20 protein-coding genes and 1 tRNA gene are annotated in these 25,460 nt (G+C 73.4%); 6 read left to right on the top strand and 15 right to left on the bottom strand.

The genetic code is table 11. From position 1 onward, the window contains the following. Window positions 1–114 precede the first annotated feature (114 nt). Genes HL054_RS05335 through HL054_RS05320 form a run of 4 tightly spaced genes read left to right on the top strand, consistent with a single transcriptional unit; the run spans window position 115 to window position 4,309 of the window. Window positions 115–1,425: an ABC transporter permease subunit gene (locus tag HL054_RS05335; protein ID WP_369137761.1), complete on the top strand. Its 1,311-nt coding sequence runs from the start codon at window positions 115–117 to the stop codon at window positions 1,423–1,425. Window positions 1,426–1,429: 4 nt separating this feature from the next. Then, entirely contained in the window at window positions 1,430–2,428 is a 999-nt protein-coding gene (locus tag HL054_RS05330) for a branched-chain amino acid ABC transporter permease (RefSeq protein WP_369137759.1), read from the top strand. Beyond that, window positions 2,418–3,461 (top strand): ABC transporter ATP-binding protein, encoded by a 1,044-nt coding sequence (locus HL054_RS05325; protein ID WP_369137757.1) that lies wholly within the window; start codon window positions 2,418–2,420, stop codon window positions 3,459–3,461. The genes HL054_RS05330 and HL054_RS05325 overlap by 11 nt, the downstream gene beginning before the upstream one ends. Continuing rightward, on the top strand, window positions 3,458–4,309 hold the full coding sequence (locus tag HL054_RS05320; RefSeq protein WP_369137756.1) for an ABC transporter ATP-binding protein: 852 nt from the start codon (window positions 3,458–3,460) through the stop codon (window positions 4,307–4,309). The genes HL054_RS05325 and HL054_RS05320 overlap by 4 nt, the downstream gene beginning before the upstream one ends. 89 nt (window positions 4,310–4,398) lie before the next feature. On the opposite strand, the gene HL054_RS05315 is transcribed toward HL054_RS05320, so the two are convergent. The 4 genes from HL054_RS05315 to HL054_RS05300 all read right to left on the bottom strand — a co-directional run bounded on the left by HL054_RS05315 (window position 4,399) and on the right by HL054_RS05300 (window position 7,489). Next, entirely contained in the window at window positions 4,399–4,824 is a 426-nt protein-coding gene (locus HL054_RS05315) for a DUF1772 domain-containing protein (protein WP_369137755.1), read from the bottom strand. Then, window positions 4,821–5,144, bottom strand: a complete 324-nt coding sequence (locus tag HL054_RS05310) for a hypothetical protein (protein ID WP_369137754.1) — start codon at window positions 5,142–5,144, stop codon at window positions 4,821–4,823. Before HL054_RS05310 ends, HL054_RS05315 begins: the two co-directional genes overlap by 4 nt. A 124-nt stretch (window positions 5,145–5,268) precedes the next feature. After that, window positions 5,269–6,606, bottom strand: a complete 1,338-nt coding sequence (locus tag HL054_RS05305; RefSeq protein WP_369137753.1) for an ABC transporter substrate-binding protein — start codon at window positions 6,604–6,606, stop codon at window positions 5,269–5,271. Window positions 6,607–6,871: 265 nt separating this feature from the next. Next, the gene (locus HL054_RS05300) at window positions 6,872–7,489 is read right to left on the bottom strand and encodes an ANTAR domain-containing response regulator (RefSeq protein WP_369137752.1); all 618 of its coding nucleotides are present in this window, start codon (window positions 7,487–7,489) and stop codon (window positions 6,872–6,874) included. Window positions 7,490–7,556: 67 nt separating this feature from the next. On the opposite strand from HL054_RS05300, the gene HL054_RS05295 reads away from it, so the two are divergent. Together HL054_RS05295 and HL054_RS05290 are read left to right on the top strand one after the other, a co-directional pair. Further along, window positions 7,557–7,630 (top strand) — tRNA-Leu (locus HL054_RS05295). A 227-nt stretch (window positions 7,631–7,857) separates the two neighbouring features. Then, window positions 7,858–9,561, top strand: a complete 1,704-nt coding sequence (locus HL054_RS05290; RefSeq protein ID WP_369137750.1) for an aminotransferase class V-fold PLP-dependent enzyme — start codon at window positions 7,858–7,860, stop codon at window positions 9,559–9,561. A gap of 13 nt (window positions 9,562–9,574) precedes the next feature. On the opposite strand, the gene HL054_RS05285 is transcribed toward HL054_RS05290, so the two are convergent. From HL054_RS05285 to hisI, 11 genes are all read right to left on the bottom strand, one after another. After that, window positions 9,575–10,459: an acyl-CoA thioesterase gene (locus HL054_RS05285; RefSeq protein ID WP_369137749.1), complete on the bottom strand. Its 885-nt coding sequence runs from the start codon at window positions 10,457–10,459 to the stop codon at window positions 9,575–9,577. After that, complete coding sequence (pyk, locus tag HL054_RS05280; protein WP_369137748.1) at window positions 10,456–11,871, bottom strand: pyruvate kinase; 1,416 nt, start codon at window positions 11,869–11,871, stop codon at window positions 10,456–10,458. Before pyk ends, HL054_RS05285 begins: the two co-directional genes overlap by 4 nt. 133 nt (window positions 11,872–12,004) lie before the next feature. Further along, the gene (locus tag HL054_RS05275; RefSeq protein WP_369137747.1) at window positions 12,005–13,492 is read right to left on the bottom strand and encodes a glutamate synthase subunit beta; all 1,488 of its coding nucleotides are present in this window, start codon (window positions 13,490–13,492) and stop codon (window positions 12,005–12,007) included. Beyond that, a complete protein-coding gene (gene gltB / locus HL054_RS05270) occupies window positions 13,485–18,176 on the bottom strand; it encodes a glutamate synthase large subunit (RefSeq protein WP_369137746.1) in 4,692 nt (1,563 codons plus the stop codon). The genes HL054_RS05275 and gltB overlap by 8 nt, the downstream gene beginning before the upstream one ends. A 434-nt stretch (window positions 18,177–18,610) precedes the next feature. Continuing rightward, window positions 18,611–19,681, bottom strand: a complete 1,071-nt coding sequence (lgt, locus tag HL054_RS05265; protein ID WP_369137745.1) for a prolipoprotein diacylglyceryl transferase — start codon at window positions 19,679–19,681, stop codon at window positions 18,611–18,613. After that, the gene (gene trpA / locus HL054_RS05260; protein ID WP_369137744.1) at window positions 19,678–20,475 is read right to left on the bottom strand and encodes a tryptophan synthase subunit alpha; all 798 of its coding nucleotides are present in this window, start codon (window positions 20,473–20,475) and stop codon (window positions 19,678–19,680) included. Before trpA ends, lgt begins: the two co-directional genes overlap by 4 nt. Next, a complete protein-coding gene (trpB, locus tag HL054_RS05255; protein WP_369137743.1) occupies window positions 20,472–21,878 on the bottom strand; it encodes a tryptophan synthase subunit beta in 1,407 nt (468 codons plus the stop codon). The genes trpA and trpB overlap by 4 nt, the downstream gene beginning before the upstream one ends. Window positions 21,879–21,973: 95 nt before the next feature. Continuing rightward, a complete protein-coding gene (gene trpC, locus HL054_RS05250; protein ID WP_369137742.1) occupies window positions 21,974–22,783 on the bottom strand; it encodes an indole-3-glycerol phosphate synthase TrpC in 810 nt (269 codons plus the stop codon). A 130-nt stretch (window positions 22,784–22,913) separates the two neighbouring features. Next, window positions 22,914–23,558 (bottom strand): TIGR02234 family membrane protein, encoded by a 645-nt coding sequence (locus tag HL054_RS05245; RefSeq protein WP_369137741.1) that lies wholly within the window; start codon window positions 23,556–23,558, stop codon window positions 22,914–22,916. After that, window positions 23,551–25,059 (bottom strand): anthranilate synthase component I, encoded by a 1,509-nt coding sequence (locus HL054_RS05240; RefSeq protein WP_369137740.1) that lies wholly within the window; start codon window positions 25,057–25,059, stop codon window positions 23,551–23,553. The genes HL054_RS05245 and HL054_RS05240 overlap by 8 nt, the downstream gene beginning before the upstream one ends. Further along, complete coding sequence (hisI, locus tag HL054_RS05235; RefSeq protein ID WP_369137739.1) at window positions 25,056–25,430, bottom strand: phosphoribosyl-AMP cyclohydrolase; 375 nt, start codon at window positions 25,428–25,430, stop codon at window positions 25,056–25,058. Before hisI ends, HL054_RS05240 begins: the two co-directional genes overlap by 4 nt. Window positions 25,431–25,460: the final 30 nt, after the last annotated feature.

Here is a 25,460-nt window from a genome sequence, read left to right as displayed (position 1 = left end):
GTAACACGGGTGGGTTACTGTCCCGGCTCACACCAACGGCTGGGAGGTCGAGTGACGCACGCGCCGCACCGTGCCCGAGGGCAGGGTGAACGCAGTTCCACCGGGGAGGTACCGGTGGGACGACCACGTACCGGCAGGCGTCTGGAGCGGTGGCGCTCAGGGCGCCGCCCGCTGGTCCTCGCGCTGCTCGTCGCCGCCTTCGCCATGGCCCTGGCCACCCTCGTCCCCGGCATCGCCAGCGCCGAGGGCGAGCGCCTCGTCGGCACGCTGCAGACCAGCCGCAGCGGCCCCATCGAGGGCGTCGAGGTCACCGTCGAGACCGCGGACGGCGAGGAGGTCGACTCGGTCGAGACCGACGAGGACGGCCGCTTCGCCATCGACCTGCCCGCCGCCGGCGTCTACACGATCAGCCTGGACGAGGAGGCGCTGCCCGAGGGCGTCGACCTCGGCACCGCCGGCGCCAGCCGCGACGTCACGGTCAACACCGGCCGCTCGCAGCCGGTCAACTTCGGCCTCGTCGACGGCAGCTCCAACGCCGGCGGCGGCTCGATCGAGGCCGTGCAGCTGCTCGTCGACGGCATCCGCTTCGGCCTGCTGATCGCCGTCTGCGCCGTCGGCCTCTCGCTGATCTTCGGCACCACCGGGCTCACCAACTTCGCCCACGGCGAGCTGGTCACCATCGGTGCGGTCATCGCCTGGTACATCAACGTCCGGGGCGGGGTCCCGCTCATCCCGGCCACGATCATCGCGATGGTCGCCGGCGCGGCCGTCGGAGCGCTGAACGAACTGGCCCTCTGGCGGCCGCTGCGCCGCCGGGGCACCGGCCTGGTCGCGGCGCTGGTCGTCTCCATCGGCCTGTCGATGCTGCTCCGCTACCTGGTGCAGATCGTCTACGGCGGGTTCTCCAGCCCCTACGGCGACTACCAGAGCCAGCGGGCCGTCGACTACGGCGTGTTCACGATGACCAACCGGGCGCTGGCCTCGATCGTCATCTCGGTCGTCGTCCTGGTGCTGGTCGCGCTGATGCTGCAGAAGACGAAGATCGGCAAGGCGATGCGGGCGGTCTCGGACAACCGGGACCTGGCCGCCTCCTCGGGCATCGACGTCAACCGGGTCATCCTCGTGGTCTGGATGATGGGCGGGGCGCTGGCCACCCTCGGCGGTGTGCTGCTCGGCCTGTCCGACCAGGTGCAGTGGGACATGGGCTTCCGCCTGCTGCTGCTGATGTTCGCCGGGGTCACCCTGGGCGGGCTCGGCACGGCCTACGGCGCCCTGATCGGCAGCCTCATCGTCGGTGTGTTCGTGCAGATGTCCACCCTCGTCATCCCCAGTGACGTGAAGTACGTCGGAGGGCTGCTCCTCTTGATCGTCATCCTCGTCGTGAAGCCCCAGGGGATCCTGGGCTCCCGGGCTCGGATCGGCTGACGCCATGTCCGAACTCCTCGATGCGTTCCAGGTCGCCGGCAAGGCCTTCTTCGGCTTCCAGGCGATCTTCTTCGCCCTGCTCGCCATCGGCATCAACGTGCACTTCGGCTACACCGGCCTGCTGAACTTCGGGCAGATCGCGTTCGCCATGCTCGGTGGCTTCGGCATCGCCATCTCGGTGAGCCAGTGGGGCCTGCCGTTCTGGGTCGGCGTCCTCGTCGGCATCGGTGCGGCGATCGTGCTGGCCCTGCTGCTGGGCCTGCCCACCCTGCGGCTGCGGGCGGACTACCTGGCGATCGTGACGATCGCTGTGGCGGAGGGGCTGAGACTGCTCTTCCGGTCCGTCGGCGCCACCCCGGTCACCGGCGGCACCCGCGGCCTGTCGGCCTTCAACGGCGACTTCATCTCCCTGGCCCCCTGGGACACCCAGCGCCGCTACAACATCCTGGGCACGACCTGGAGCGGTGGTGAGCTGTGGGTCGCCCTCATCGGCTGGATCATCGTGACCCTGTTCAGCCTGCTGGTCTGGCAGCTGATGCGCAGCCCCTGGGGCCGCGTGGTCAAGGCCATCCGGGAGGACGAGGACGCCGTCCGCGCGCTGGGCAAGAACGTCTACGCCTACAAGATGCAGTCGCTGGTGCTCGGTGGCGTCATCGGTTCCTTCGGCGGCATGGTCTACGCCGTCAGCACCGGTTCGGCCATCCCGGACCAGTACCAGAACGCCAACACGTTCCTGGCCTACGCGGCGCTCATCCTGGGCGGCGCGGCCCGCGTGCTCGGCCCGGTGATCGGTTCGATGCTGCTGCTGTTCATCCTGCAGTTCACCGACACCGGACTGCGCGCCCTGATCTCCAACGGCGTCATCCCGGAGACCCTGCTGACCTCCACCGACGTGGCGCAGATCCGCTTCGTCCTGGTGGGCATCGGGCTCATGCTGTTGCTGGTGTTCCGACCCCAGGGCATCTTCGGTGACCGACGAGAGGTGATGCTCGATGCCCGCTGACCGCGGATCGCACGGCGCTCATGCCGCCCGCCCCGACGAGGTCCCCGCCGTCCTCGCGCCGACCCGGGAGTCCGCCGCCGGGCGCACCCCGCAGCGGCTGGCCCAGGCCGCGCTCAAGGACCTGCCCTGGGAGATCGGCGTCGCCAAGCCCGACCCGGCGATCGTGGTGGACAAGGTCACCCGCACCTTCGGTGGCCTGACCGCGGTCTCGGTCGACCACCTCGAGATCCAGCGGGGCGGCATCACCGGGCTGATCGGCCCGAACGGCGCCGGCAAGACGACGCTGTTCAACCTGCTCACCGGCTTCGACCAGCCCAACACCGGCACCTGGTCCTTCGACGGGCGCGACCTGGGCAAGCTCTCCCCGCACCAGGTGGCCCGGCTCGGCGTGGTGCGCACCTTCCAGCTCACCAAGGCGCTGTCCCGGCTCACCGTGCTGCAGAACATGCTGCTCGGCGCCCAGGGCCAGCGCGGCGAGAGCTTCCTGCGGGCCCTGGTGCCCGGCGGGTGGCGGGCGCAGGAGAAGGAGAACACCGAGCGGGCCATGGACCTGCTGCGGCGGTTCAAGCTCGACGCCAAGAAGGACGACTTCGCCGGCATCCTGTCCGGCGGTCAGCGCAAGCTGCTGGAGATGGCGCGCGCGCTGATGAGCGACCCCAAGGTCGTCATGCTCGACGAGCCGATGGCCGGGGTGAACCCGGCGCTCACCCAGAGCCTGCTGGGCCACGTCAAGGACCTCCGCGAGGAGGGCATGACGGTCATCTTCGTCGAACACGACATGGACGTCGTCCGGGACATCAGCGACTGGGTCGTGGTCATGGCCGCCGGCAAGATCATCGCCGAGGGGCCGCCGGAGTCGATCTCGCAGAACAAGGCCGTCGTGGACGCCTACCTGGGCGCCCACCACGACGCCCCCCTCACCATCGAGGAGGAGGACCGGGTGCTCGCCGAGGCGGAGGCCGAGGTCGCCCGGGAGATCCACGGCGGGGCCGGCTCCGGCACCGACGTGATCAGTGACGGAGGACGACGATGAGCGACCCCCTGTTCGAGGTCGACGAGACCGGGGAGGACGTCACCCGCGCCCAGACGGTGAGCACCGGTGAGCTCTCCCCCGCGGAGAAGGCCGCCACCCGCGAGGAGCACGTCAAGCTCGCCGAGGGCGCCCTGGTCCGCGCCGACGACCTGGTCGCCGGCTACGTCCCGGGCGTCAACATCCTCCGCGGGTGCGACTTCTACCTGCAGGACGGCGAGCTGGTCGGCATCATCGGGCCCAACGGCGCGGGCAAGTCGACGCTGCTGAAGAGCCTGTTCGGGCTGATCCCGGTCCGCTCGGGTGCGGTCACCCTGCGCGGCGAGGACATCACCGGCGCCCCGGCGCACCGGTTGGTCTCGATGGGCGTCGGCTACGTGCCGCAGAACAACAACGTGTTCCCCTCGCTCACCATCGAGGAGAACATGCAGATGGGCGTCTACCTGCGGCCCAAGACGTTCAAGGACCGGTTCGACTACGTCGTCGACCTGTTCCCGCTGCTCGGCGAGCGGCGCAGGGGCAAGGCCGGGGCGCTGTCCGGCGGCGAGCGGCAGATGGTGGCGATGGGCCGGGCGCTGATGATGGACCCGTCGGTCCTGCTGCTCGACGAGCCCTCCGCCGGCCTGTCCCCCGCACTGCAGGACGAGGTGTTCATCCGCTGCCGGCGGATCAACGCCACCGGCGTCTCGATCATCATGGTCGAGCAGAACGCCCGCCGGTGCCTGCAGATCTGCGACCGCGGCTACGTGCTCGACCAGGGCCGCAACGCCTACACCGACACCGGCCAGTCGCTGATGAACGACCCCAAGGTGATCGAGCTGTACCTCGGGACGCTGGCCAAGGCCCAGTAGCCGAAGGACCTCGTTGCCCCCGGCACCGAGGCCGAGAACGGCGCCGCTCCCCCACCGGGGGGCGGCGCCGTTCGTCGTCCGGTGGTCGGTCAGCCGAGCACGGCCCACGCGCTGACCGCCACGTTGCCGGCGGCCGCGACCAGCCGCACCGTGTCCGCGCGCAGCAGCGCCGTGTATGCGGCCGGGTCGAAGCCCCCGCCGAGCCGCCGGTGCTGCGGCACCGCGCCGAGCGCCGTCACCGCCAGCACGACCGCCAGGCAGGCGGCGCTGCCCAGCACCCCGGCCGGGACGACGTCCGCCGGCCGCGCCAGGAGCAGCCAGCCGGTGGTGACCAGCTGGCCGGCGAACAACGGGCCGACGACGACACTGATCCGCCGGGAGTGGCTCTGCTCGTAACCGGCGAAGCCGGCGGCCGGGACGGCGGTGAACTGCGGGTAGACCAGCACCCGCACGGTCCACTGGAAGCCCGCGTACCCGCCCACCAGCAGCAGGTGGGCCACCGCCACCGCGCTCACGCGGGGGCGTCCTCGCGCCGCTTGCCCCGCCAGGCCAGGCTCTGCGCGTCCAGGAGGCGCAGCAGCGGGTCGCCCTCGGCGGCGATCTGCTCGGCCAGGGCGACCGCCGCGGTCAGCCGCTCGTCGTCCAGCTGGGCGAAGGCCGGGGACCGCCGGCGGTCCAGCACGTCGTACCAACGCCCCCCGACTGCGTGGTCCAGCACGATCCGGCCGAAGCAGTGGTCGGCGCTGACCACCCAGCCCTCCGCCCGGGCCCGGCGGGGCAGCTCGGCGAGCACCAGCTCCCGGTAGCGGGACAGCAGCAGGTCACGGTCGGCCACCAGGAGAGTCTGCGGGGCACCGGCCCGACCCGCGTCCCGGCCCCCGCACAGCACTGCGGCCCGGCACCCTGGTGGGTGCCGGGCCGCAGCCTGGTGCAGGTGGTGTCACACGCTGGTCAGGAGATCAGCGCTGGGGGCCGACACCGTTCGTGTTCAGGCCCTGGATGATCCGCGAGGACTCCTCGAAGCCGATGACCACGATGGCGTCCGGGCTGAACTCGGTCATTTGCTGGACCTCGGCGTCGTAGTTCGCCGCCTGCGGGTCGTAGATGACGGTCTCGATCGAGTCCTCCGGCAGGCCGTCGGCGATCAGGTTGGCCTTGGTGTTCTCGGCCAGCCCGGTGCCGTACGGGTCGTTGGTGGCGAGGATGCCGACGGTGTTGTTGCCGTCGGCGCCGATCAGGTCGGCCAGCGCGCGAGCCTGCAGCAGGTCCGGGGGCGCGGTGCGGAAGTACAGCCCCTGGTCGTTGTAGTTCGTGAACTGGTCGGAGGTGTTCGCGGGCGAGATCTGCATGACGCCGGCCTGGGTGATCGTGTCGATCACGGTCAGGCTGACACCGGAGGACGCGGCACCGATGATCGCGTTGACGCCCGACTGCAGGAGGCGGTCGACGGTCTGCGTGGCGGTGTCGGTCGAGGCGTCGCCCGAGTCACCGGTCACCAGGGTGACCGGCTGGCCGAGCACGCCACCGGCGGCGTTGATGTCGTTGATCGCCAGCTGGACGGCGGCGACCTCCGGCGGGCCGAGGAAGGCCAGGTTGCCGGTCTCGGGCAGCAGGGTGCCGATGACCAGCGGGGTGGCCGAGGTGGCACCGGCGACCGGCGCGGGGCCGGCCGTGGTGGTGGCGTTGGCCTCGTCGCCGGCGATCTGGTACTCGGTCTTCGAGTCGTCCAGCGCGTTGTCCTCGCCGAACTGCAGCAGACCGAAGCTCGCCTGCGCCGGCTCGCCGGCGTCGGTGAAGCTCAGCGGACCGGAGAAGCCGTCGAAGTCGACGTCGCCACCGGCGTTGATGATCTCGACGCACGCGGCGAAGTCGGAGCACTTCTCACCGCTGACGGTGAGGGCGTTGACGTAGGGACCGAAGGCGGTCGCCTGGGTGCTGCCGGCGGACTGCGCGGCCAGCGCGACGAGCATCGTGGCGTCGTAGGACTCGGCGCTGTAGTTGTAGTCCTGCAGGTCGGGGTCGACCTCGAGCAGCCGGTCGGTGAAGTCCCCGGAGAGCTCGGTCAGCGGCGTGGTGCCCTTCATGCCGGCCAGGGCACCCTCCTCGTCGAAGTCCTCGCCGAGGGCGTTGCCCATGTTGCCGTCAGTGCCGTAGACGTTGACCTGCTTCTCGCTGCTCGCGCCGCTGTCGCCGCCACCACCGCTGTCGCCGCTGTCGTCACTGCCGCCACAGGCGGTCAGGGCGAGCAGGGCAGCACCGGAGAGCGCGGTCGCGCGGGCGAAGGTGCCTGTGCGCATCAAGGAACTCCCAGAGATCTGAATACATGTCCACCGGCACTCGCAGGCAGCATCGCCTGTCGGGGAGCCGATCAGTGCGCAGAACCTAACCGCCGTCACAGCGCCCGGAGCCGCCCGCGGGTGCACCGTGATGAGGTCGTGACCTGCGTGTCATCCCTCCGCCACAGACAGGACCGGCGCGTCACACGGCCGGGATCAGCCGCGCGACGCGCCGGGGGGACTGTGTGGTGGGTCTCAGGGAGCGGGTCTCGAGGAGCGGTGGGTCTCAGGGAGCGGTGGGCCCCGGGGTGGCCGCGGCCTCGCCGGCGGCCTCGGTGGCGAGGATCGCCTCGGCGAGCGCCTTCATCGACGTGCGCTCGTTCATCGCCGTCCGCTGGATCCAGCGGAACGCCTCGGCCTCCGTCATGCCGCGCTCGGCCATCAGCCGGCCCTTGGCCTGCTCCACGACCTTGCGCGCCTGCAGCCGCTCCTTGAGGTCGGTCACCTCGGCGTCCAGCGCGTGCATCTCCTGGAACCGGGCGACGGCGACCTCGATCGCCGGCACCAGGTCGTTCTTGGAGAACGGCTTGACCAGGTAGGCCATGGCGCCGGCGTCGCGGGCGCGCTCGACCAGCTCGCGCTGGCTGAACGCCGTCAGCACGATCACCGGCGCGATCCGGGCGGCCGCGATCTGCTCGGCGGCGGCGAGTCCGTCGAGGACGGGCATCTGGACGTCGAGGACGACGAGGTCGGGCCGGAGTTCCCTGGCCTGGTCGACGGCCGCCTGGCCGTCGCCGACCTCGGCGACGACGACGTAACCCTCCTCCTCCAGCATCTCCTTGAGGTCGAGGCGGATGAGTGCCTCGTCCTCGGCGATGAGGACCCGGGTCGGTGCGTTGCTCACCAGGTGATCCTATCGGCCACGACCAGCCCCCGAGCGCCCGATACGCTGCTGCCGCCTGGTCGAGCTGGCCCCCGTACCCCAATCGGCAGAGGGAGCGGATTCAAAACCCGCGCAGTGTGCGTTCGAGTCGCACCGGGGGCACTCTGCAGATGGCGGTCCTGGCGGACCGCAACGCGGCCAGGAGCCGTACCCCGGCTCCGCTGAGCCGCTTCGTCGATCGGTCGCGGGACCCTCCGGGCCCCACTCCTCACGAACTCGAGGGGTCGCCTCGCGGACGTGTGGCCCCCGAGCGTGGGGGCACGGGTCAGCGCCTCGCGGACTCGTGGCCCCCGGGCGTGGGGGCGTGGCTCAGCGCCTAGGTTTGGGCCGTGACCGGCCACATGACCCCTGAGCAGTTCCGCCAGCACGGCCACGAGGTCGTCGACTGGATCGCCGACTACTGGACGCGGATCGGGTCGTTCCCGGTGCGGTCGCAGGTCTCCCCCGGCGACGTGCGCGCCGCTCTGCCGCCCAGCGCCCCCGAGCAGGGCGAGCCGTTCTCCGCCGTCCTGGCCGACCTCGACCGCGTGGTCCTGCCCGGCGTCACCCACTGGCAGCACCCCGGCTTCTTCGGCTACTTCCCGGCCAACACCTCCGGCCCCTCCGTGCTCGGCGACCTGGTCTCGGCCGGCCTCGGCGTCCAGGGCATGTCCTGGGTGACCAGCCCGGCGGCCACCGAGCTCGAGCAGCACGTCCTGGACTGGTTCGCCGACCTGATGGACCTGCCGGCGTCCTTCCGGTCCACCGGCACCGGCGGCGGCGTCGTCCAGGACTCCAGCTCCGGCGCCAACCTCGTCGCCCTGCTGGCCGCCCTGCATCGGGCCAGCAAGGCCGCCACCGTCCGGCACGGCGTCCGGCCCGAGGACCACACCGTCTACGTCTCCGCGGAGACCCACAGCTCGATGGAGAAGGCCGCCCGCATCGCCGGGCTGGGCACCGACGCCGTCCGGGTCGTGGAGGTCGACGGCGACCTGGCGATGAGCCCCCGCGCGCTCGCCCAGCGGCTCGAGCGGGACGTCGCCCGCGGGTTCACGCCGGTCCTGGTGTGCGCGACCGTCGGCACCACCTCCACCACCGCCGTCGACCCGCTGGCCGAGCTGGGCCCGATCTGCCGGGAGCACGGCGTCTGGCTGCACGTCGACGCCGCCTACGCCGGGGTCAGCGCCGTCGCACCGGAGCTGCGCGCGCTGCAGGCCGGGGTCGAGTGGGCCGACAGCTACACCACCGACGCGCACAAGTGGCTGCTCACCGGCTTCGACGCGACGCTGTTCTGGGTGGCGGACCGGGCGGCGTTGACCGGCGCGCTGGCGATCCTGCCGGAGTACCTGCGCAACGCCCAGACCGACGCCGGCGCCGTCGTCGACTACCGCGACTGGCAGATCGAGCTCGGCCGCCGGTTCCGCGCGCTCAAGCTGTGGTTCGTCGTCCGTTGGTACGGCGCCGAGGGCCTGCGGGAGCACGTCCGCAGCCACGTCGCCCTGGCCCAGGAGCTGGCCGGCTGGGCCGACGCCGACGCGCGGTTCGACGTCGCCGCCCCGCACCCGCTGTCGCTGGTCTGCCTGCAGCCGCGCTGGGCGGCCGACGTGGACGCCGACGTCGCCACGATGACGCTGCTGGACCGGCTGAACGACGGCGGCGAGGTCTTCCTGACCCACACCACGGTCGGCGGGGCCGCGGTGCTCCGGGTGGCCATCGGCGCCCCGGCCACCACCCGCGAGCACGTGGAGCGGCTGTGGACCCTGCTGGGCGAGGCGCACGACTGGCTGGCCGCCGACTTCGAGGAGCAGGCCCGCGAGCGGCGCGAGGCCCTGCGCCGGGAGAAGGACGAGGCCGAGGCGCAGTACCAGGCGAACCGGGCCGCCGCACTGGCGGCCGAGGAGGCCGCAGCGAGCACCCAGATGCCCGAGACGCCCGATACGCCCGAGGCCACCGACACCCCGGTGCCGGCCACCGAGACGCCCGCGGCGCAGGACGAGACAGCCACCCAGGCCGCCGCCCAGGCCGACCTCGAGCCGCGCCCCAGCGGCGACTGACCGCAGGGGGGGCTCAGCCGAGCGAGCGGATGAGCCCCTCCTGGGCGACCGAGGCCACGTGCGTGCCGTCGGCGGACCAGACCTGCCCGAAGCACAGCGCGCGGCCGCTGGCCGCCGCCGGGCTGTCGGTCTCGTAGAGGAACCACTCGTCGGCGCGCATCGGCCGGTGGAACCACAGCGCGTGGTCCAGGCTGGCGCCCACCGTCGACCCGCCCCAGCCGCCGCCGACCCGGGCCAGCCCGGCCGACAGCAGCGTCAGGTCGCTGACGAAGGTCAGCGCCGCGGCGTGCACCGCCTCGTCGTCGGGCAGCCGTCCGGTCACTCGGAACCACACCCGGAAGGCGGTGTCCGGGGGCAGCCGGGGCTCGGGGTCGTACGGGTCGGACAGGTAGCGCTGCTCGACGGCCCGGGAGATGGCGTTCGACGCGTCGTCCCGGCCGGGGTGCGCGGCGATGACCTCGGCCAGCCCGGGCAGCGACTCGGGTCCGGGGACCTCGGGCATCGGCAGCGAGTGCTCCACCACCGCCCGCTCCCCCGCGGTGAAGTCGGCGGTCAGCGCGAAGATCGCCACGTCGGCGCCCTTGCGGGTCTGCCGCGCCACAACCCGGCGGGTGCTGAACGTCCGGCCCTCCCGGATCCGGTCCACCTCGTAGCGGATCTCCTCGTGCGGGTCGCCCGGCCGGAGGAAGTACGAGTGCAGCGAGTGCACCGCGCGGTCGGCGGAGACGGTGGCCTGCGCGGCGGTGAGCGCCTGCGCGGCCACCTGCCCGCCGAAGATCCGCTGCAGGGTCGTCGCCGGGGTGAGGCCGACGTAGAGGTCCGGCCCGCGCTCCTCCAGGGCCAGCACCTCCATCAGGTCCGCGGCCGGACCCGACGTCACCCCCGCCGACGAGCTCACGCCTCGGTCCCCACCTCGTGCACCCGGACCAGGTTCGTCGAGCCGGCGGTGTTCGGCGGCGACCCGGCCACCACGACCACCTTGTCACCCTCCTTGAGCCGGCCGATGGACAGCAGGGAGAAGTCGACCTGGGCGACCATGTCGTCGGTGTGCGAGACCGTCGGGACGATGAAGGTCTCCACGCCCCACGACAGCGCCAGCCGGCTGCGCACCCGCGGGTCGTTGGTGAAGGCCAGGATCGGCAGCCGGGTGTGCAGCGAGGCCAGCCGGCGCGCGTTGCTGCCGGTGGCGGTGAAGGCGGCCAGCGCGGCGACGTCGAGGGCCTCGCCGATGTCCTTGGCGGCCCGGACGATCGCGGCGGGGCGGCTGGCCGGCGCGCGCTTGAGCGTCGGGGTGAGGATCTCGCCGGCCTCGACCGCGGCGATGATCCGCTCCATCGTGCGCACCACGCCGATCGGGTGCCGGCCGACCGAGGTCTCCCCCGACAGCATCACGGCGTCGGCGCCGTCGAGCACGGCGTTCGCGACGTCGGAGGCCTCGGCCCGGGTGGGCCGGGAGTTCTCGATCATCGACTCCAGCATCTGGGTGGCCACGATGACCGGCTTGTTGCGCTCACGGGCGGCCTGCACGGCGCGCTTCTGCACCAGCGGCACCTGCTCCAGCGGCAGCTCCACGCCCAGGTCGCCGCGGGCGACCATGATCCCGTCGAAGGCGTCGACGATGGCCTCGAGGTTCTCGACCGCCTCGGGCTTCTCCAGCTTGGCGATGACCGGGCACTCGACGTCCTCCTGGTGCATGATCTCGCGCACCAGCTCCACGTCCTTCGCCGAGCGGACGAAGGACAGCGCGACGAAGTCCACGCCCAGGGACAGCGCGAAGCGCAGGTCCTCGGCGTCCTTCTCCGACATGGCCGGCACGCTGACGGCGACACCGGGCAGCGACAGGCCCTTGTTGTTGGAGACCGGCCCGCCCTCCAGCACCAGGCAGAAGACGTCCGGGCCCTGCACGTCGACGACGGTCAGCGCGATCTTGCCGTCGTCCACCAGCAGCCGGTCGCCGACGCGGGCGTCGTTGGCGAGGTCCTTGTAGGTCGTCGAGACGCGGTCGGCGGTGCCGGGCACGTCCTCGACGGTGATGCACACCCGGCTGCCGGTCTCCCACTCCACCGGGCCGTCGGCGAAGGTGCCGAGCCGGATCTTGGGGCCCTGCAGGTCGGCCAGGACGGCGACCGCGTGGCCGACCTGGTCGGAGGCGGCGCGGACGTGCCGGTAGGCGGTCTCGTGGTCGGCGTGCTTGCCGTGGCTGAAGTTGAGGCGGGCGACGTCCATGCCGGCCTCGACGAGTGCGGTGATCTGCTCCAGGGACGACGTGGCCGGGCCCAGGGTGCAGACGATCTTCGCGCGACGAGACATGGCCCAAAAGTAGCCGCTCCCCGGGGCGGCACGGCGGACGGGGTCCACCGTGTCCCCCGAGGGAGCAGCAGTCGTCAGGGACGTCTCATCCCCCGTGCGACCAGCGGTTCTGGCCGTCCGGGGAGGTCCGCGGTCAGCGCAGCGGGACGGCGTCCGGGGTCACCGGGCGGGGCAGCATCGAGTTGCCGGTGAGCCAGTCGTCGACCGCGCCCGCGGCCGCCCGGCCCTCGGCGATCGCCCACACGATCAGCGACTGCCCCCGGCCCATGTCACCGGCCACGAACACCCCCGGGACGCTGGACATGTACTCGGTGTCGCGGGTGACCCGGCCTCGCTCGTCGACGCCGCAGCCGAGCTCCTCGACCAGCCCGGTGGTCTGCGGCCCGGTGTAGCCCAGCGCGAGCAGCACCAGGTCGGCGGGGAGCTCGCGGGTGCTGCCCGGCCGCGGCCGGCGCTCGCCGTCCACGATCTCGATCTCCACGACCTCGATGGCGCGGACGCGGCCCTGGTCGTCGCCGAGGAAGGCCTCGGTGTTGACCGCGAACAGCCGCTCGCCGCCCTCCTCGTGGGCCGGCGAGACCCGCAGCACCATCTCGTAGGTCGGCCACGGGTTGTCCTGCGGCCGCGAGCCGGGCGGGGAGGGCTTGTAGTCCAGCTGCGCGACGCTGGCCGCACCCTGCCGGTGGGCGGTGCCCAGGCAGTCCGCGCCGGTGTCGCCACCGCCGATGATCACCACGTGCTTGCCCTCGGCGCTGATCGGCGGGGCGTCGAGCTCGCCGAGCGCCTCGCGGTTGCCGAAGGGCAGGTACTCCATGGCGAAGTGCACGCCGTCCAGCTCCCGGCCGGGCAGCGGCAGGTCGCGGGCGACCGGGGTGCCGATGGCCAGCACCACGGCGTCGTACCCGGCCCGCAGCGCCTCGGTGGTGACCGCGCCCTCGCCGGTGCCGCCGACGTCGGCGTCGGTGACGAACCGGGTGCCCTCGGCGCGCATCTGGTCCAGCCGGCGGTCCAGGTGGCGCTTCTCCATCTTGAACTCGGGGATGCCGTAGCGGAGCAGCCCGCCGACCCGGTCGTCCCGCTCGTAGACGGTGACCTCGTGGCCGGCGCGGGTCAGCTGCTGCGCGGCAGCCAGTCCCGCCGGCCCGGAGCCGACGACGGCGACCTTCCGGCCCGACAGCTCCGCCGGCGGCTGCGGGGTGACCCAGCCGTTGAGGAACGCCTGGTCGATGATCTCCCACTCGATCTGCTTGATCGTGACCGGCGCGTTCTCCAGGTTCAGCACGCAGGCGGACTCGCACGGCGCCGGGCAGAGCTTCCCGGTGAACTCGGGGAAGTTGTTCGTCGCGTGCAGCCGCTCGATCGCCTCCTGCCAGTCGTCCCGGCGGGCGAGGTCGTTCCACTCCGGGATCAGGTTGCCCAGCGGGCAGCCGTGGTGGCAGAACGGGATGCCGCAGTCCATGCAGCGCGCCGCCTGCTCACGGACGGCCTGCACCGGGAAGACGGCGTCCTCACCCGTGTCGCGGGTCAGGTACACCTCCTTCCAGTCCAGCAGCCGCAGCTCGACCGGGCGCCGCGGGGGCATCTGCCGGTCGAACTTCAGGAACCCGGTGCTGTCAACCACGTGCGGCCTCCATCACTGCGACGTCCACGTCGTACCCGGCGGCCTCGGCGGCCCGCCGGGCCTCCATCGCCCGCCGGTAGTCCCGCGGCATGATCACGCTGAAGCGTTCCGACCAGCGGCCCCAGTCGGCCAGCAGGCTGGTCGCGACGGCCGAGCCGGTCGCCTCGCGGTAGCGCTCGAGCACGTCGCGCAGCCACTGCGCGCCCTGCCCGTCCAGCGGCTCGACGTCCACCATCTCGCCGTTGACCCGGTGGGTGGCCAGGTCCAGCACGTAGCCGATGCCGCCGGACATGCCCGCGGCGATGTTCCGCCCGGTCGCGCCCAGGATGACCGCGGTGCCGCCGGTCATGTACTCCAGCGCGTGGTCACCGACGCCCTCGACGACGGCCAGCGCACCGGAGTTGCGGACGCAGAACCGCTCGCCCACCCGGCCGCGGAGGAACAGCTCGCCGCTGGTCGCGCCGTAGCCGATGACGTTGCCGGCGATGACGTTGTCCTCGGCGGCGAAGGTCGCCTCCGGCGCGGGCCGGACGACGATCCGGCCGCCGGACAGGCCCTTGCCGACGTAGTCGTTGGCGTCCCCGACCAGGGTCATGGTGATGCCGCGCGGCAGGAAGGCCCCGAAGGACTGCCCGGCCGACCCGGTGAAGGTCAGGGCGATGGTGCCGTCGGGCAGCCCCTCGCCGCCGAAGCGGCGGGTGACCATCGAGCCCAGCATCGTGCCGACGGTGCGGTTGACGTTGCGCACCGGCAGCTCCAGGTGCACCGGGCGTGCGTCGAGCAGCGCACCCTCGCAGAGCTGGATCAGCGTCTGGTCCAGGGCGACGTCCAGCCCGTGGTCCTGGCTGCGGACCCGGCGCCGTGGGGTGCCCTCGGGCAGGTCGGGCACCGCGAGGACCGGGGAGAGGTCCAGGCCGGCGGCCTTCCAGTGCGAGAGGGCCGGCGCGACGTCGAGCAGCTCGGCGTGGCCGACGGCCTCGTCGATCGAGCGGAAGCCGAGCTGGGCCAGGTGCTCGCGCACCTGCTGGGCGATGAACTCGAAGTAGGTGACCACGAACTCGGGCTTGCCGGTGAACCGCTTGCGCAGCTCCGGGTTCTGGGTGGCCACGCCCACCGGGCAGGTGTCCAGGTGGCAGACGCGCATCATCACGCAGCCCTCGACCACCAGCGGGGCGGTGGCGAAGCCGAACTCCTCCGCACCCAGCAGCGCCGCGACGATGACGTCCCGGCCGGTCTTCATCTGCCCGTCGACCTGGACGACGATCCGGTCGCGCAGCCCGTTGGCCAGCAGCGTCTGCTGGGTCTCCGCCAGCCCGATCTCCCACGTCGTCCCGGCGTGCTTGAGGGAGGTCAGCGGCGCCGCACCGGTGCCGCCGTCGAACCCGGACACCAGGACGACGTCGGCCTTGGCCTTGGCCACCCCGGCCGCGACGGTGCCGATGCCGGACTCGGAGACCAGCTTGACGTGCACCCGCGCCTCGTTGTTCGCGTTCTTGAGGTCGTGGATGAGCTGCTTGAGGTCCTCGATCGAGTAGATGTCGTGGTGCGGGGGCGGGCTGATCAGGCCGACGCCGGGCGTGGAGTGCCGGGTGCGGGCCACCCACGGGTAGACCTTGCTGCCCGGCAGCTGACCGCCCTCGCCGGGCTTGGCGCCCTGGGCCATCTTGATCTGGATGTCGTCGGCGTTGACCAGGTACTCGCTGGTCACCCCGAAGCGGCCGCTGGCCACCTGCTTGATCGACGAGCGGCGCAGGTCGCCGTTGGGGTCGGCGGTGAACCGGTCGGGGTCCTCGCCGCCCTCGCCGGTGTTGGAGCGGCCACCGAGCCGGTTCATCGCGATCGCCAGCGTCTCGTGCGCCTCGGCGGAGATCGAGCCGTAGCTCATCGCGCCGGTCTGGAAGCGCTTGACGATCTCGCTGATCGGCTCGACCTCCTCGACCGGGACGGCGGGCCGGTCGCCGACCTTGAGCTCGAACAGGCCGCGCAGCGTCGCCGCCTGGGCGGACAGCCCGTCGACGGTGTCGGTGTAGCGCTGGAAGACGTCGTACTGCCGGGACCGGGTGGCGTGCTGGAGCAGGAACACCGTCTCGGGGTTGAACAGGTGCACCTCGCCCTCGCGGCGCCACTGGTACTCCCCGCCGGTCTCCAGCCGGCGGTGCGCGGTCTCCGTCGGGTTGCTGGGGTAGGCCCGGCGGTGGCGCATGGCCACCTCCTCGGCCAGCACGTCCAGCCCGACGCCGTCCAGCGTGGCCGACGTCCCGGTGAAGTACTCGTCGACGACGGCCTTGCTCAGCCCGACGGTCTCGAAGATCTGCGCCATCGTGTACGAGCCGACGGTGCTGATGCCCATCTTGCTCATCACCTTGAGCACGCCCTTGCCCATGGCCTTGACCACGTTGCGGACGGCCTGCGCGGGCTGGACGCCGGTGAGGGTGCCGGTGCGGATCAGGTCCTCGACGCTCTCGAAGGCCAGGTACGGGTTGACCGCGGCGGCGCCGTAGCCCAGCAGCAGCGCGACGTGGTGCACCTCGCGGCAGTCGCCGGTCTCCACGACCAGGCCGACCTCCATCCGGGTGCGCTCGCGCACCAGGTGGTGGTGGACGGCGGCGGTCATCAGCAGCGACGGGATCGGCGCGCGCTTCTCGTCGCAGTCGCGGTCGGACAGCACGATGACCCGGGCGCCGGCGGCGATCGCCTTGCTGACCTTGGTGCGCAGCTCGGTGATCGCCTGGGCGAGCGCGGTGCCGCCGCCGGTGACGTCGAAGTGGCCGGTGATCCGGACGGCGGCGAAGCCGGGCAGGTCGCCGTCGTCGTCGATGTGCAGGATCTTGGCCAGCTCGTCGTTGTCGATGACCGGGTAGGGCAGGAACACCTGCCGGCACGAGGCCGGGGTGGCCTTGAGCAGGTTCTGCTCCGGCCCGAAGGTGCGGCCCAGGCTGGTCACCAGCTCCTCGCGGATGGCGTCCAGCGGCGGGTTGGTCACCTGGGCGAAGAGCTGGGTGAAGTAGTCGAACAGCTGGCGCGAGCGGTCCGACAGCGAGGCGATCGGGGTGTCGGTGCCCATCGAGCCGATCGGCTCGGCACCGCTGGCCGCCATCGGCTGCACCAGGATCCGCAGCTCCTCCTCGGTGTAGCCGAAGAGCTGCTGCCGGCGGACGACGGACTCGTGGCTGGGCCGCGACCGGCGCCGCTCGGGCAGCGCGGGCAGGTGCACCAGGCCGGCGTGCAGCCAGTCGTCGTAGGGCTGCGCGGCGGCCAGCGCCCCCTTGACCTCCTCGTCGGCCACGATCCGGCCGGCGGTGGTGTCGACGAGGAACATCCGGCCCGGCTGCAGCCGGCCCTTGGCGACGACGTCGCCCGGCGGGATGTCGAGCACGCCGGCCTCGCTGGCCAGCACGACCAGGTCGTCCTTGGTGCGCCACCAGCGGCCGGGCCGCAGGCCGTTGCGGTCGAGCACGGCGCCGATCAGCGAGCCGTCGGTGAACGCCACGCAGGCCGGGCCGTCCCAGGCCTCGATGATCGAGGAGTGGTACCGGTAGAAGGCCCGGCGGGCCGGGTCCATCTCGTCGTGGTTCTCCCACGCCTCCGGGATCATCATCAGCACCGCGTGCGGCAGCGAGCGGCCGGACAGGTGCAGCAGCTCGAGCACCTCGTCGAAGGTGGCCGAGTCGCTGAAGTCGCTGGCGGTGACCGGGAAGATCCGCTCCAGGCCGAGCTCGCTGGCCGGGCCGGCCGGGCCGTCGAACAGCTCGGTCTCCAGCTTGGCCTCGCGGGCGCGCATCCGGTTGCGGTTGCCCTTGATCGTGTTGATCTCGCCGTTGTGCGCGATGAAGCGGAACGGGTGGGCCAGCGGCCAGCTCGGGAAGGTGTTCGTGGAGAAGCGGCTGTGGACCAGGGCGATGGCCGACTCGTAGCGCTCGTCGCGCAGGTCGGGGAAGAACGCCGGCAGCTGGTCGGTGGTCAGCATGCCCTTGTAGGTGATCGTGCGGGAGGACAGCGAGGTGATGTAGCAGCTGGTCCCGGAGTCCCGGGCCGACCGCTCGACGCGCTTGCGCAGCACGAAGCAGCGCCGCTCCAGCCGGGTGACCCCGTGCGGCGCGACGGTGCCGCCGAAGGCGGCGGCGTCGGCCCGGGCGCCGGTGGTCTCGGCGACGAACAGCTGGGCGAAGTGCGGCATCACCCGGCGGGCGGTGGGCCCGAGGTCGGCGCCGTCGGGGTCGACGGGCAGCTCGCGCCAGCCCAGCACGGTCAGCCCCTCCTCCGCGGCGAGACCGGCGACCGCGTCGACGACCGACGCCCGCTCGGACTCGTCGGCGGGCAGGAAGGCGATGCCGACGGCGTACTCGCCGGCCGGCGGCAGGTCGAAGTCGACGCTGTCGCGGAAGAGCGCGTCGGGGACCTGGGTGAGGATGCCGGCGCCGTCACCGGAGTTCGGCTCGGACCCGGCCGCGCCGCGGTGGTCGAGGTTGTGCAGGGCGGTGAGCCCGGCGGACACGATCGAGCGGGAGCGCCGTCCGCGGGCGTCGGCGACGAACGCGACACCGCAGGCGTCGTGCTCGCGGGCCGGGTCGTAGAGGCCGGCGGCGGCCGGGAGGGCCGAGAACGGCACCGCGGTGCCCGGGGCGGTCGAGAACGGCTGGACCCCGTCGTGCTGGGACGGGGAGGGGGCGGCGAGGTCGGACATGTCACTCCCGTCGTCGGCTGGCCGCGGCGACCCTCCACCGGTGGCCCCGCGAGCGGAGCCGGGAGGGGAGGCGCTGGTGCGGGGGGCCACGGGGACCCCGCCGGGTGGTCAGTGCTGGAGGGTGGTGCGGTGGTCGGTGGGGCCGGTCGGCGGACCGGGGGCCCGACGGGTGGGGCTGCAGCGGCCGGCGGGACGCGGTGCGTCCGAGCCGGCCCGAGGACCGCGCACCCGCGGGGGCGGGTGGCCGCGCGGGGTGGTCGTGCTCGGGGCAGCGCTGGCCCGGTTCCGACGTCGCCGGCCTGCCCAGGATCACTGGTCGGCCGACGATGAGCGTACACAGCACCGTCACCTGTGCGACATGTCCAGCTGGTGTCACGCATGTCTCGTCCGGACGACGGGAGGACGGTGCCGGAGGCGGGCCGCGGGCCCCACGATCAGCCGGTCGCCGGGCGCCCGCCCTCGTCGTCCCGGCCGGCCGGGCGGCGGTCGGCCGGCCCGTCGGCGCGGGCCTCCACCGGGTCGGCGGCCGGCCGGGAGGCGCCGGCCCCCTCGCCGGCCCCCGTGCTGGTCCCAGTGCCAGTTCCTGCGTCGGCGGCCGCGTCGGTGCCCGCCCCGGTGTCGGCCGCCGGGACCGACGTGCGGGTGGCGGCCTCCTTCTCCTGGCCGCGGGTGATGACCTCGCGGGGCCGGCCGCGCTGCAGGAACAGGTAGACGATGGCCAGCAGGCCGACGACGACCGAGGTGAAGACGTTGAGCCGGATGCCGAAGAACTGCTCTGCGGTGTCGATGCGCAGCGCCTCGATCCACACCCGGCCGGCGCAGTAGGCGGCCACGTAGAGGGCGAACGCCCGGCCGTGGGAGAGCCGGAAGCGGCGGTCGGCCCAGATGACCAGCAGCGCGACGCCGACGTTCCACAGCAGCTCGTAGAGGAACGTCGGGTGGAAGGTGCCCAGCACCTCGGCCTGACCGTTGGCGTCGGTGAGCGCCCGGCCGGCCGAGGAGTCCCAGCGGTGGATGGTCAGGCCCCAGGGCAGGTCGGTGGCGCGGCCGTAGAGCTCGTTGTTGAACCAGTTGCCCAGCCGGCCGATCGCCTGCGCCAGCACGATGCCCGGGGCCAGCGCGTCGGCCCAGGCCGGCAGCGGGATGCCGCGGCGGCGGCAGCCGATCCAGGCGCCGACGCCGCCGAGGGCGATGGCGCCCCAGATGCCCAGGCCGCCCTCCCAGATGGCGAAGGCGCGCAGCGGGTCGCCGTTCTCGCCGAAGTAGGGCTCCGGGGTGGTGAGCACGTGGTAGATCCGGCCGCCGACGATGCCGAAGGGCACCGCCCACACCGACACGTCGAGGACGTCGCCGGGGGCGCCGCCACGGGCGACCCAGCGGCGTTCACCGAGCCAGCAGGCCACGATGATGCCGGCGATGATGCACAGCGCGTAGCCGCGCAGCGGGAAGGGCCCGAGCTCCCAGACCCCCTGGGTCGGGCTCGGGATCGCGGCGAGCACGGTCATGTGGGCACCTTCGCACGCCGGACGCCGCCGGCGAGCTCCTGGGACAGGACACGCACGCCGTCGGGGCCGCGCCCCTCCAGCAGCGTGCGGACGTAGGCCGAGCCGACGATCACGCCGTCGGCGAAGCCGGCGACCTCCGCGGCCTGGTCGCCGTCGGAGACGCCGAGGCCGACGCAGACCGCGGTGCCGGTCACCTGGCGGGTGCGGGCGACCAGGCGCTCGGCGGCGTCGCCCACCGTGGCCCGGGTGCCGGTGACGCCCATGGTGGAGGCGGCGTAGACGAAGCCGCGGGAGGCCCGCGCGGTGGCGGCCAGCCGGGCGTCGGTCGAGCTCGGCGCGACCAGGAACACCCGGTCCAGCCCGGTGCGCTCGGAGGCGGCCAACCAGGCGCCGGCCTCGTCCGGGATGAGGTCGGGGGTGATCGCCCCGGCTCCCCCGGCGGCGGCCAGGTCGTCGGCGAACCGGTCGACCCCGTAGCGCTCGATCGGGTTCCAGTAGCTCATCACCACCGGGACGGCGCCGGCGGCCGCGACCGCCTCGACCGCCCGGAACACGTCGCGCAGGCCGACCCCGGCCCGGACGGCGACGTCGACGGCCTCCTGGATCACCGGTCCGTCCATCCCCGGGTCGGAGTAGGGGACGCCGACCTCGACGACGTCGGCGCCGCCCTCGACCGCGGCGACCATGGCCGCGATCGAGGTGTCGACGTCGGGGTAGCCGACCGGCAGGTAGGCGACCAGCGCCGCGCGGCCCTCGGCGCGGGCGGCGGCGATCCGGGTCTGCAGCAGGCTCATGCCTGCTCCCCCGCGTCCTGGCCGGCCACGGCCCGGTCGTTGGTCACGGCGCCCTCGGTCGCCCGCTGGTCGTCGTCCAGGCCCGGGCCCGGCTCGGCGCCGCGGCCGGCCTCGACCGCGCGCTCGTCGTCGTCGGTCGGCGCGGTCTCCTCGCCGAGACCGAACCAGGCGCTGGCCGTCTCGACGTCCTTGTCGCCGCGGCCGGAGAGGTTGACCAGCAGCAGCGCGTCCGGGCCTAGCTCCCGGCCCACCGTCATGGCGCCGGCCAGCGCGTGCGCCGACTCGATCGCCGGGATGATGCCCTCGGTGCGGCACAGCAGCGCGAAGGCCTCCATCGCCTCGGCGTCGGTGACCGGCCGGTACTCGGCCCGGCCGATGTCGTGCAGGAAGGCGTGCTCCGGGCCGACGCCGGGGTAGTCGAGCCCGGCGGAGATGGAGTGCGACTCGATCGTCTGGCCGTTGTCGTCCTGCAGCAGGTAGGACCGCGCCCCGTGCAGCACCCCCGGGTCGCCGCCGGTGATGGTCGCCGCGTGCCGGCCGGTCTCCACCCCGTCGCCGCCGGCCTCCAGGCCGACCAGCCGGACGCCGGTGTCGGGCACGAACGCGGTGAAGATGCCGATGGCGTTGGAGCCGCCGCCCACGCAGGCCAGCACGACGTCGGGCAGCGTGCCCTCCCGGTCGAGCACCTGCTGGCGCGCCTCGTCGCCGATGACCCGCTGGAAGTCGCGGACCATGGTCGGGAACGGGTGCGGGCCGGCGACGGTGCCGAAGACGTAGTTGGTGGTCTCCACGTTGGTCACCCAGTCGCGGAACGCCTCGTTGATGGCGTCCTTGAGGGTGCGCGAGCCGGTGGTGACCGGGATGACCTCGGCGCCCAGCAGCCGCATCCGCGCGACGTTCAGCGCCTGCCGCCGGGTGTCCTCCTCGCCCATGTAGACGGTGCAGGACAGCCCCATCAGCGCGGCCGCGGTCGCGGTGGCCACCCCGTGCTGGCCGGCGCCGGTCTCGGCGATCACCCGGCTCTTGCCGATCCGCTTGGTCAGCAGCGCCTGCCCCAGCACGTTGTTGATCTTGTGCGAGCCGGTGTGGTTGAGGTCCTCGCGCTTGAGCAGCACCCGGGCGCCGCCGCAGTGCTCGGCGAACTTCGGCACCTCGGTGACCGGGCTCGGCCGGCCGGTGTAGTCGCGCTGCAGCCGGGCGAACTCCTCGATGAACGCGGGGTCGACCCGCATCGCCTCGTAGGCGGCGGTGAGCTCGTCCAGGGCGGCGATCAGCGCCTCGGGGACGAACCGGCCCCCGTAGGGACCGAAGTGACCGGTCGCGTCCGGCCACTCGGACGGCGCCGTGGCGTCTGCATGGCCGGAGCCGACGTCAGGGGCCGGAGCGTGCGCGGAGAGGGTCATGCCCCCAGAGTAGGGACCTCCCTGCCCCTGCAGACGAAGGACCTCGTCCTCCTCATCCCTCGCGAGCTCGGGGTGAGCCTCGGGACGAGGCCTGATCAGCGGGTGGTGCGGGGGGTGGCCGGGTGCGAGCCGGCCGTGACCAGGTCGGCCACCGCCTGGCGGGGGTCCCCGGCGGTGACCAGGCCCTCGCCGACGAGCACGGCGTCGGCGCCGGCCCCGGCGTAGCTGATCAGGTCGTGCGGGCCGCGGACGCCGGACTCGGCGACCTTGACCACGTCGCTGGGCAGGCCGGGGGCGATCCGCTCGAAGGTGCTGCGGTCGACCGAGAGGGTGGTGAGGTCGCGGGCGTTGACCCCGATGACGACGGCCCCGGCGGACAGCGCGCGGTCGGCCTCGGCCTCGGTGTGCACCTCGACCAGCGCCGTCATGCCGAGCGACTCGACCCGCTCGAGCAGGCCGGTGAGCGCGTTCTGCTCCAGCGCGGCGACGATCAGCAGGACGACGTCGGCGCCGTGGGCCCGCGCCTCGTGCACCTGGTAGCTGCTGACCACGAAGTCCTTGCACAGCACCGGGACGTCGACGGCGGCGCGGACGGCGGCCAGGTCGGCGTGCGAACCGCCGAAGCGGCGGCGCTCGGTGAGCACGCTGATCACCCGGGCACCGCCGGCGGCGTACTGGGCGGCGAGGGAGGCCGGGTCGGCGATCGCGGCGAGGTCGCCCTTGCTGGGGCTGCGCCGCTTGACCTCGGCGATCACCCCGACGCCGGGGGCGCGCAGGGCGGCGAGGGCGTCGAGCGCCGGCCGGGCGTCGCGGGCCGCGGCCTGCACCTCGGTCAGCGGGGTGGCGGCCTGCCGTGCCCCGACGTCCTCACGGACGCCGGCGACGATGTCGTCGAGGACGCTCATGACCCCTCCTCGGACCCTTCAGGATGAACCACCGGACCGGCCCCGACCACCCGGACCGTGGCGATCACTGTAGTGAGGCACCTCTCGCCCCCCGCCCGGGGGTTGGCTGCCCGTGGACCGGGACGGCGGTTCACACTGTCCGGTCGTCGGTCGGGTCGTCGCCGCGGTCCAGGGCCTTCCAGGCCGCCTGGTGCCGGTCCTCGTCGGTCTCCGGCCGGGCCGGGCGGCCGGCGCGGGCGGCCGCGGCCGGCCGCTGCTGCGCCGGCGTCCCGGTGCGCTCGTAGCGGCGGCCCATCGCCGGCCAGCGCCGCCCGCGCAGCACCACCAGCAGCCCGGCGAGCACCCCGACCACCCCGGCCAGCAGGGCGAGCACCGGCCAGCCGGCGACCGGGTCGGCGGTCACCTCGGCACGGCCCAGGCCGACCGCGTCGGTGACGTCGGCGACGTCGAGGTCCAGCCCGCCGGTCGCGCCGCGCAGCCCGGACCAGGCCAGCACGCCGCCGGCCAGGGTGACGAGCACGCCGACCACCACCCGCCCGACGCCCCGGACGGCGATCACCGCGACCGCCGCCGCGAGCAGCAGCAGCCCGCAGGCGCTGACCAGCGGGGCCGCCTGTCCGCCGGTGAGCACCTCGGCCGTGGGCGGCAGCGGCGCCCGCCGGGTGATCGTGACGTCGGCCCACGGCTGGGACGACGAGGACAGCGCGAGCCCCCCGGCCAGCGCGCAGCCGAGCAGGGCGACGGTCAGCTCCCGCCGCGACGACGCCTCAGCCACCGAGCTCGCGCAGCCCCTCGGCCGTCGCGATCGCGGAGAGCACCGCCCGGGCCTTGTGCCGGGTCTCGGCCTCCTCCGCCACCGGGTCGCTGTCGGCCACCACCCCGGCGCCGGCCTGCACGTAGGCGGTGCCCTCGTGCAGCACGGCGGTGCGGATCGCGATGGCCATGTCCATGTCGCCGCTGGCGTCGACGTAGCCCACGGTGCCGGCGTACAGCGCCCGCCGGGTCGGCTCGAGGGACTCGATGACCTCCATCGCCCGCGGCTTCGGGGCGCCGGAGACCGTGCCGGCCGGGAAGGTGGCGTCGAAGACGTCGAGGGCGTCCCGGCCCGGCTGCACCTGCCCGGCGACGGTGGAGACCAGGTGCATGACGTGGCTGTACCGCTCGATGCGCATGAAGTCCGCGACCTCGACGGTGCCCGGCACGCTCACCCGGCCCAGGTCGTTGCGGGCCAGGTCGACCAGCATCACGTGCTCGGCCCGCTCCTTGGGGTCGGCGAGCAGCTCCTCGGTGAGCCGGACGTCGTCCTCGGGCGTGGCACCGCGCGGCCGGGTGCCGGCCGGCGGGTGCACGACCGCCCGGTCGCCGGTGACGGTGACCAGCGCCTCGGGTGAGGAGCCGACGACGTCGAAGGGCGACTCCCGGCCGGCGAACCGCAGCAGGTACATGTACGGCGAGGGGTTGGTGGCCCGCAGCACCCGGTAGAGGTCCAGCGCCTCGACGCCGGTGGCCAGCTCGAACCGCTGGCTGAGCACGGTCTGGAACACGTCGCCGGCGCGGACGTGCTCGCGCACCCGCTCGACCCCCTGCTCGAACACCCCGGCCGCCATGTTGCTGGCCACCGCGGGCGCCTCGGCGGTGCGGACCGTGGCCACCCCGGGCGGCACCGCCTTGGTCAGGTCCGCGGCCATCGAGTCCAGCCGGGTGACCGCGTCGTCGTAGCCGTCGGCTCCCCCGCCGAGCACGTTGGCGATCAGCAGCACCGTGCCGTCGGTGTGGTCGAGCACGGCCAGGTCGGTGACCAGCATCAGCGCGAGCTCGGGCATGCCCAGGTCGTCGGTCGCCGTCGCCGGCAACCGCTCCAGCCGCCGGACGACGTCGTAGCCGAGGTACCCGACCAGGCCGCCGGTCAGCGGGGGGAGCCCGGGGGTGCGCGGTGAGCGCAGCCGGCGGGCCAGCGTCCGGACGGCGGCCAGCGGGTCGGCGGGGAGGTCGTCGGTCAGCCCGGGCAGCGCGTCGCCGAGCCAGGCCGTCGTCCCGTCCCGCTCGGTGAGCACGCCGGCGCTGCGGACGCCGACGAAGCTGAACCGGGACCACTGCTTGCCCTGCTCGGCGGACTCCAGCAGCACCGTGCCCGGCCGGTTGCCGGCCAGCTTGCGGTAGATGCCGACCGCGGTCTCGCTGTCGGCGAGCAGCCGCCGGGTGACCGGCACGACCACGGCCGACAGGGCGCTGAACTCCTCGCGGGTGGGCGTCGTCGCGCCCAGGTCGAGGCTCACGCCGGCGCCCCGGGGACGGCGGGGAGCGGGGTGTGGAAGCAGCTGCGCTCGCCGGTGTGGCAGGCCGGGCCCTCCTGGTCGACGAGCAGCAGCAGCGCGTCGCCGTCGCAGTCCAGCCGGACGTCGCGGACCCACTGGCGGTGGCCCGACGTCTCGCCCTTGACCCAGTACTCGCCGCGGCTGCGCGACCAGTAGGTGGCCCGGCCCGTCGTCAGCGTGCGGTGCAGCGCCTCGTCGTCCATCCAGGCGACCATCAGCACCTCGCCGGTGTCGTGCTGCTGGACGACGGCGGCGACCAGGCCGGCGGGGTCGCGGCGCAGCAGCGCGGAGACGGCGGGGTCGAGCCGGGTGTCGGGGGCGGGGGCGGACATGCCCCGATCGTCCCACCCGCTGGTCTCCCC

The sequence above is a fragment of the Modestobacter versicolor genome (assembly GCF_041028285.1).
In the GTDB taxonomy this organism is placed as follows: Bacteria; Actinomycetota; Actinomycetes; order Mycobacteriales; family Geodermatophilaceae; genus Modestobacter; species Modestobacter versicolor_A.
The sequence above is the reverse complement of the archived record's forward strand: the minus strand, read 5'-3'. Positions and strand labels throughout refer to the sequence as shown.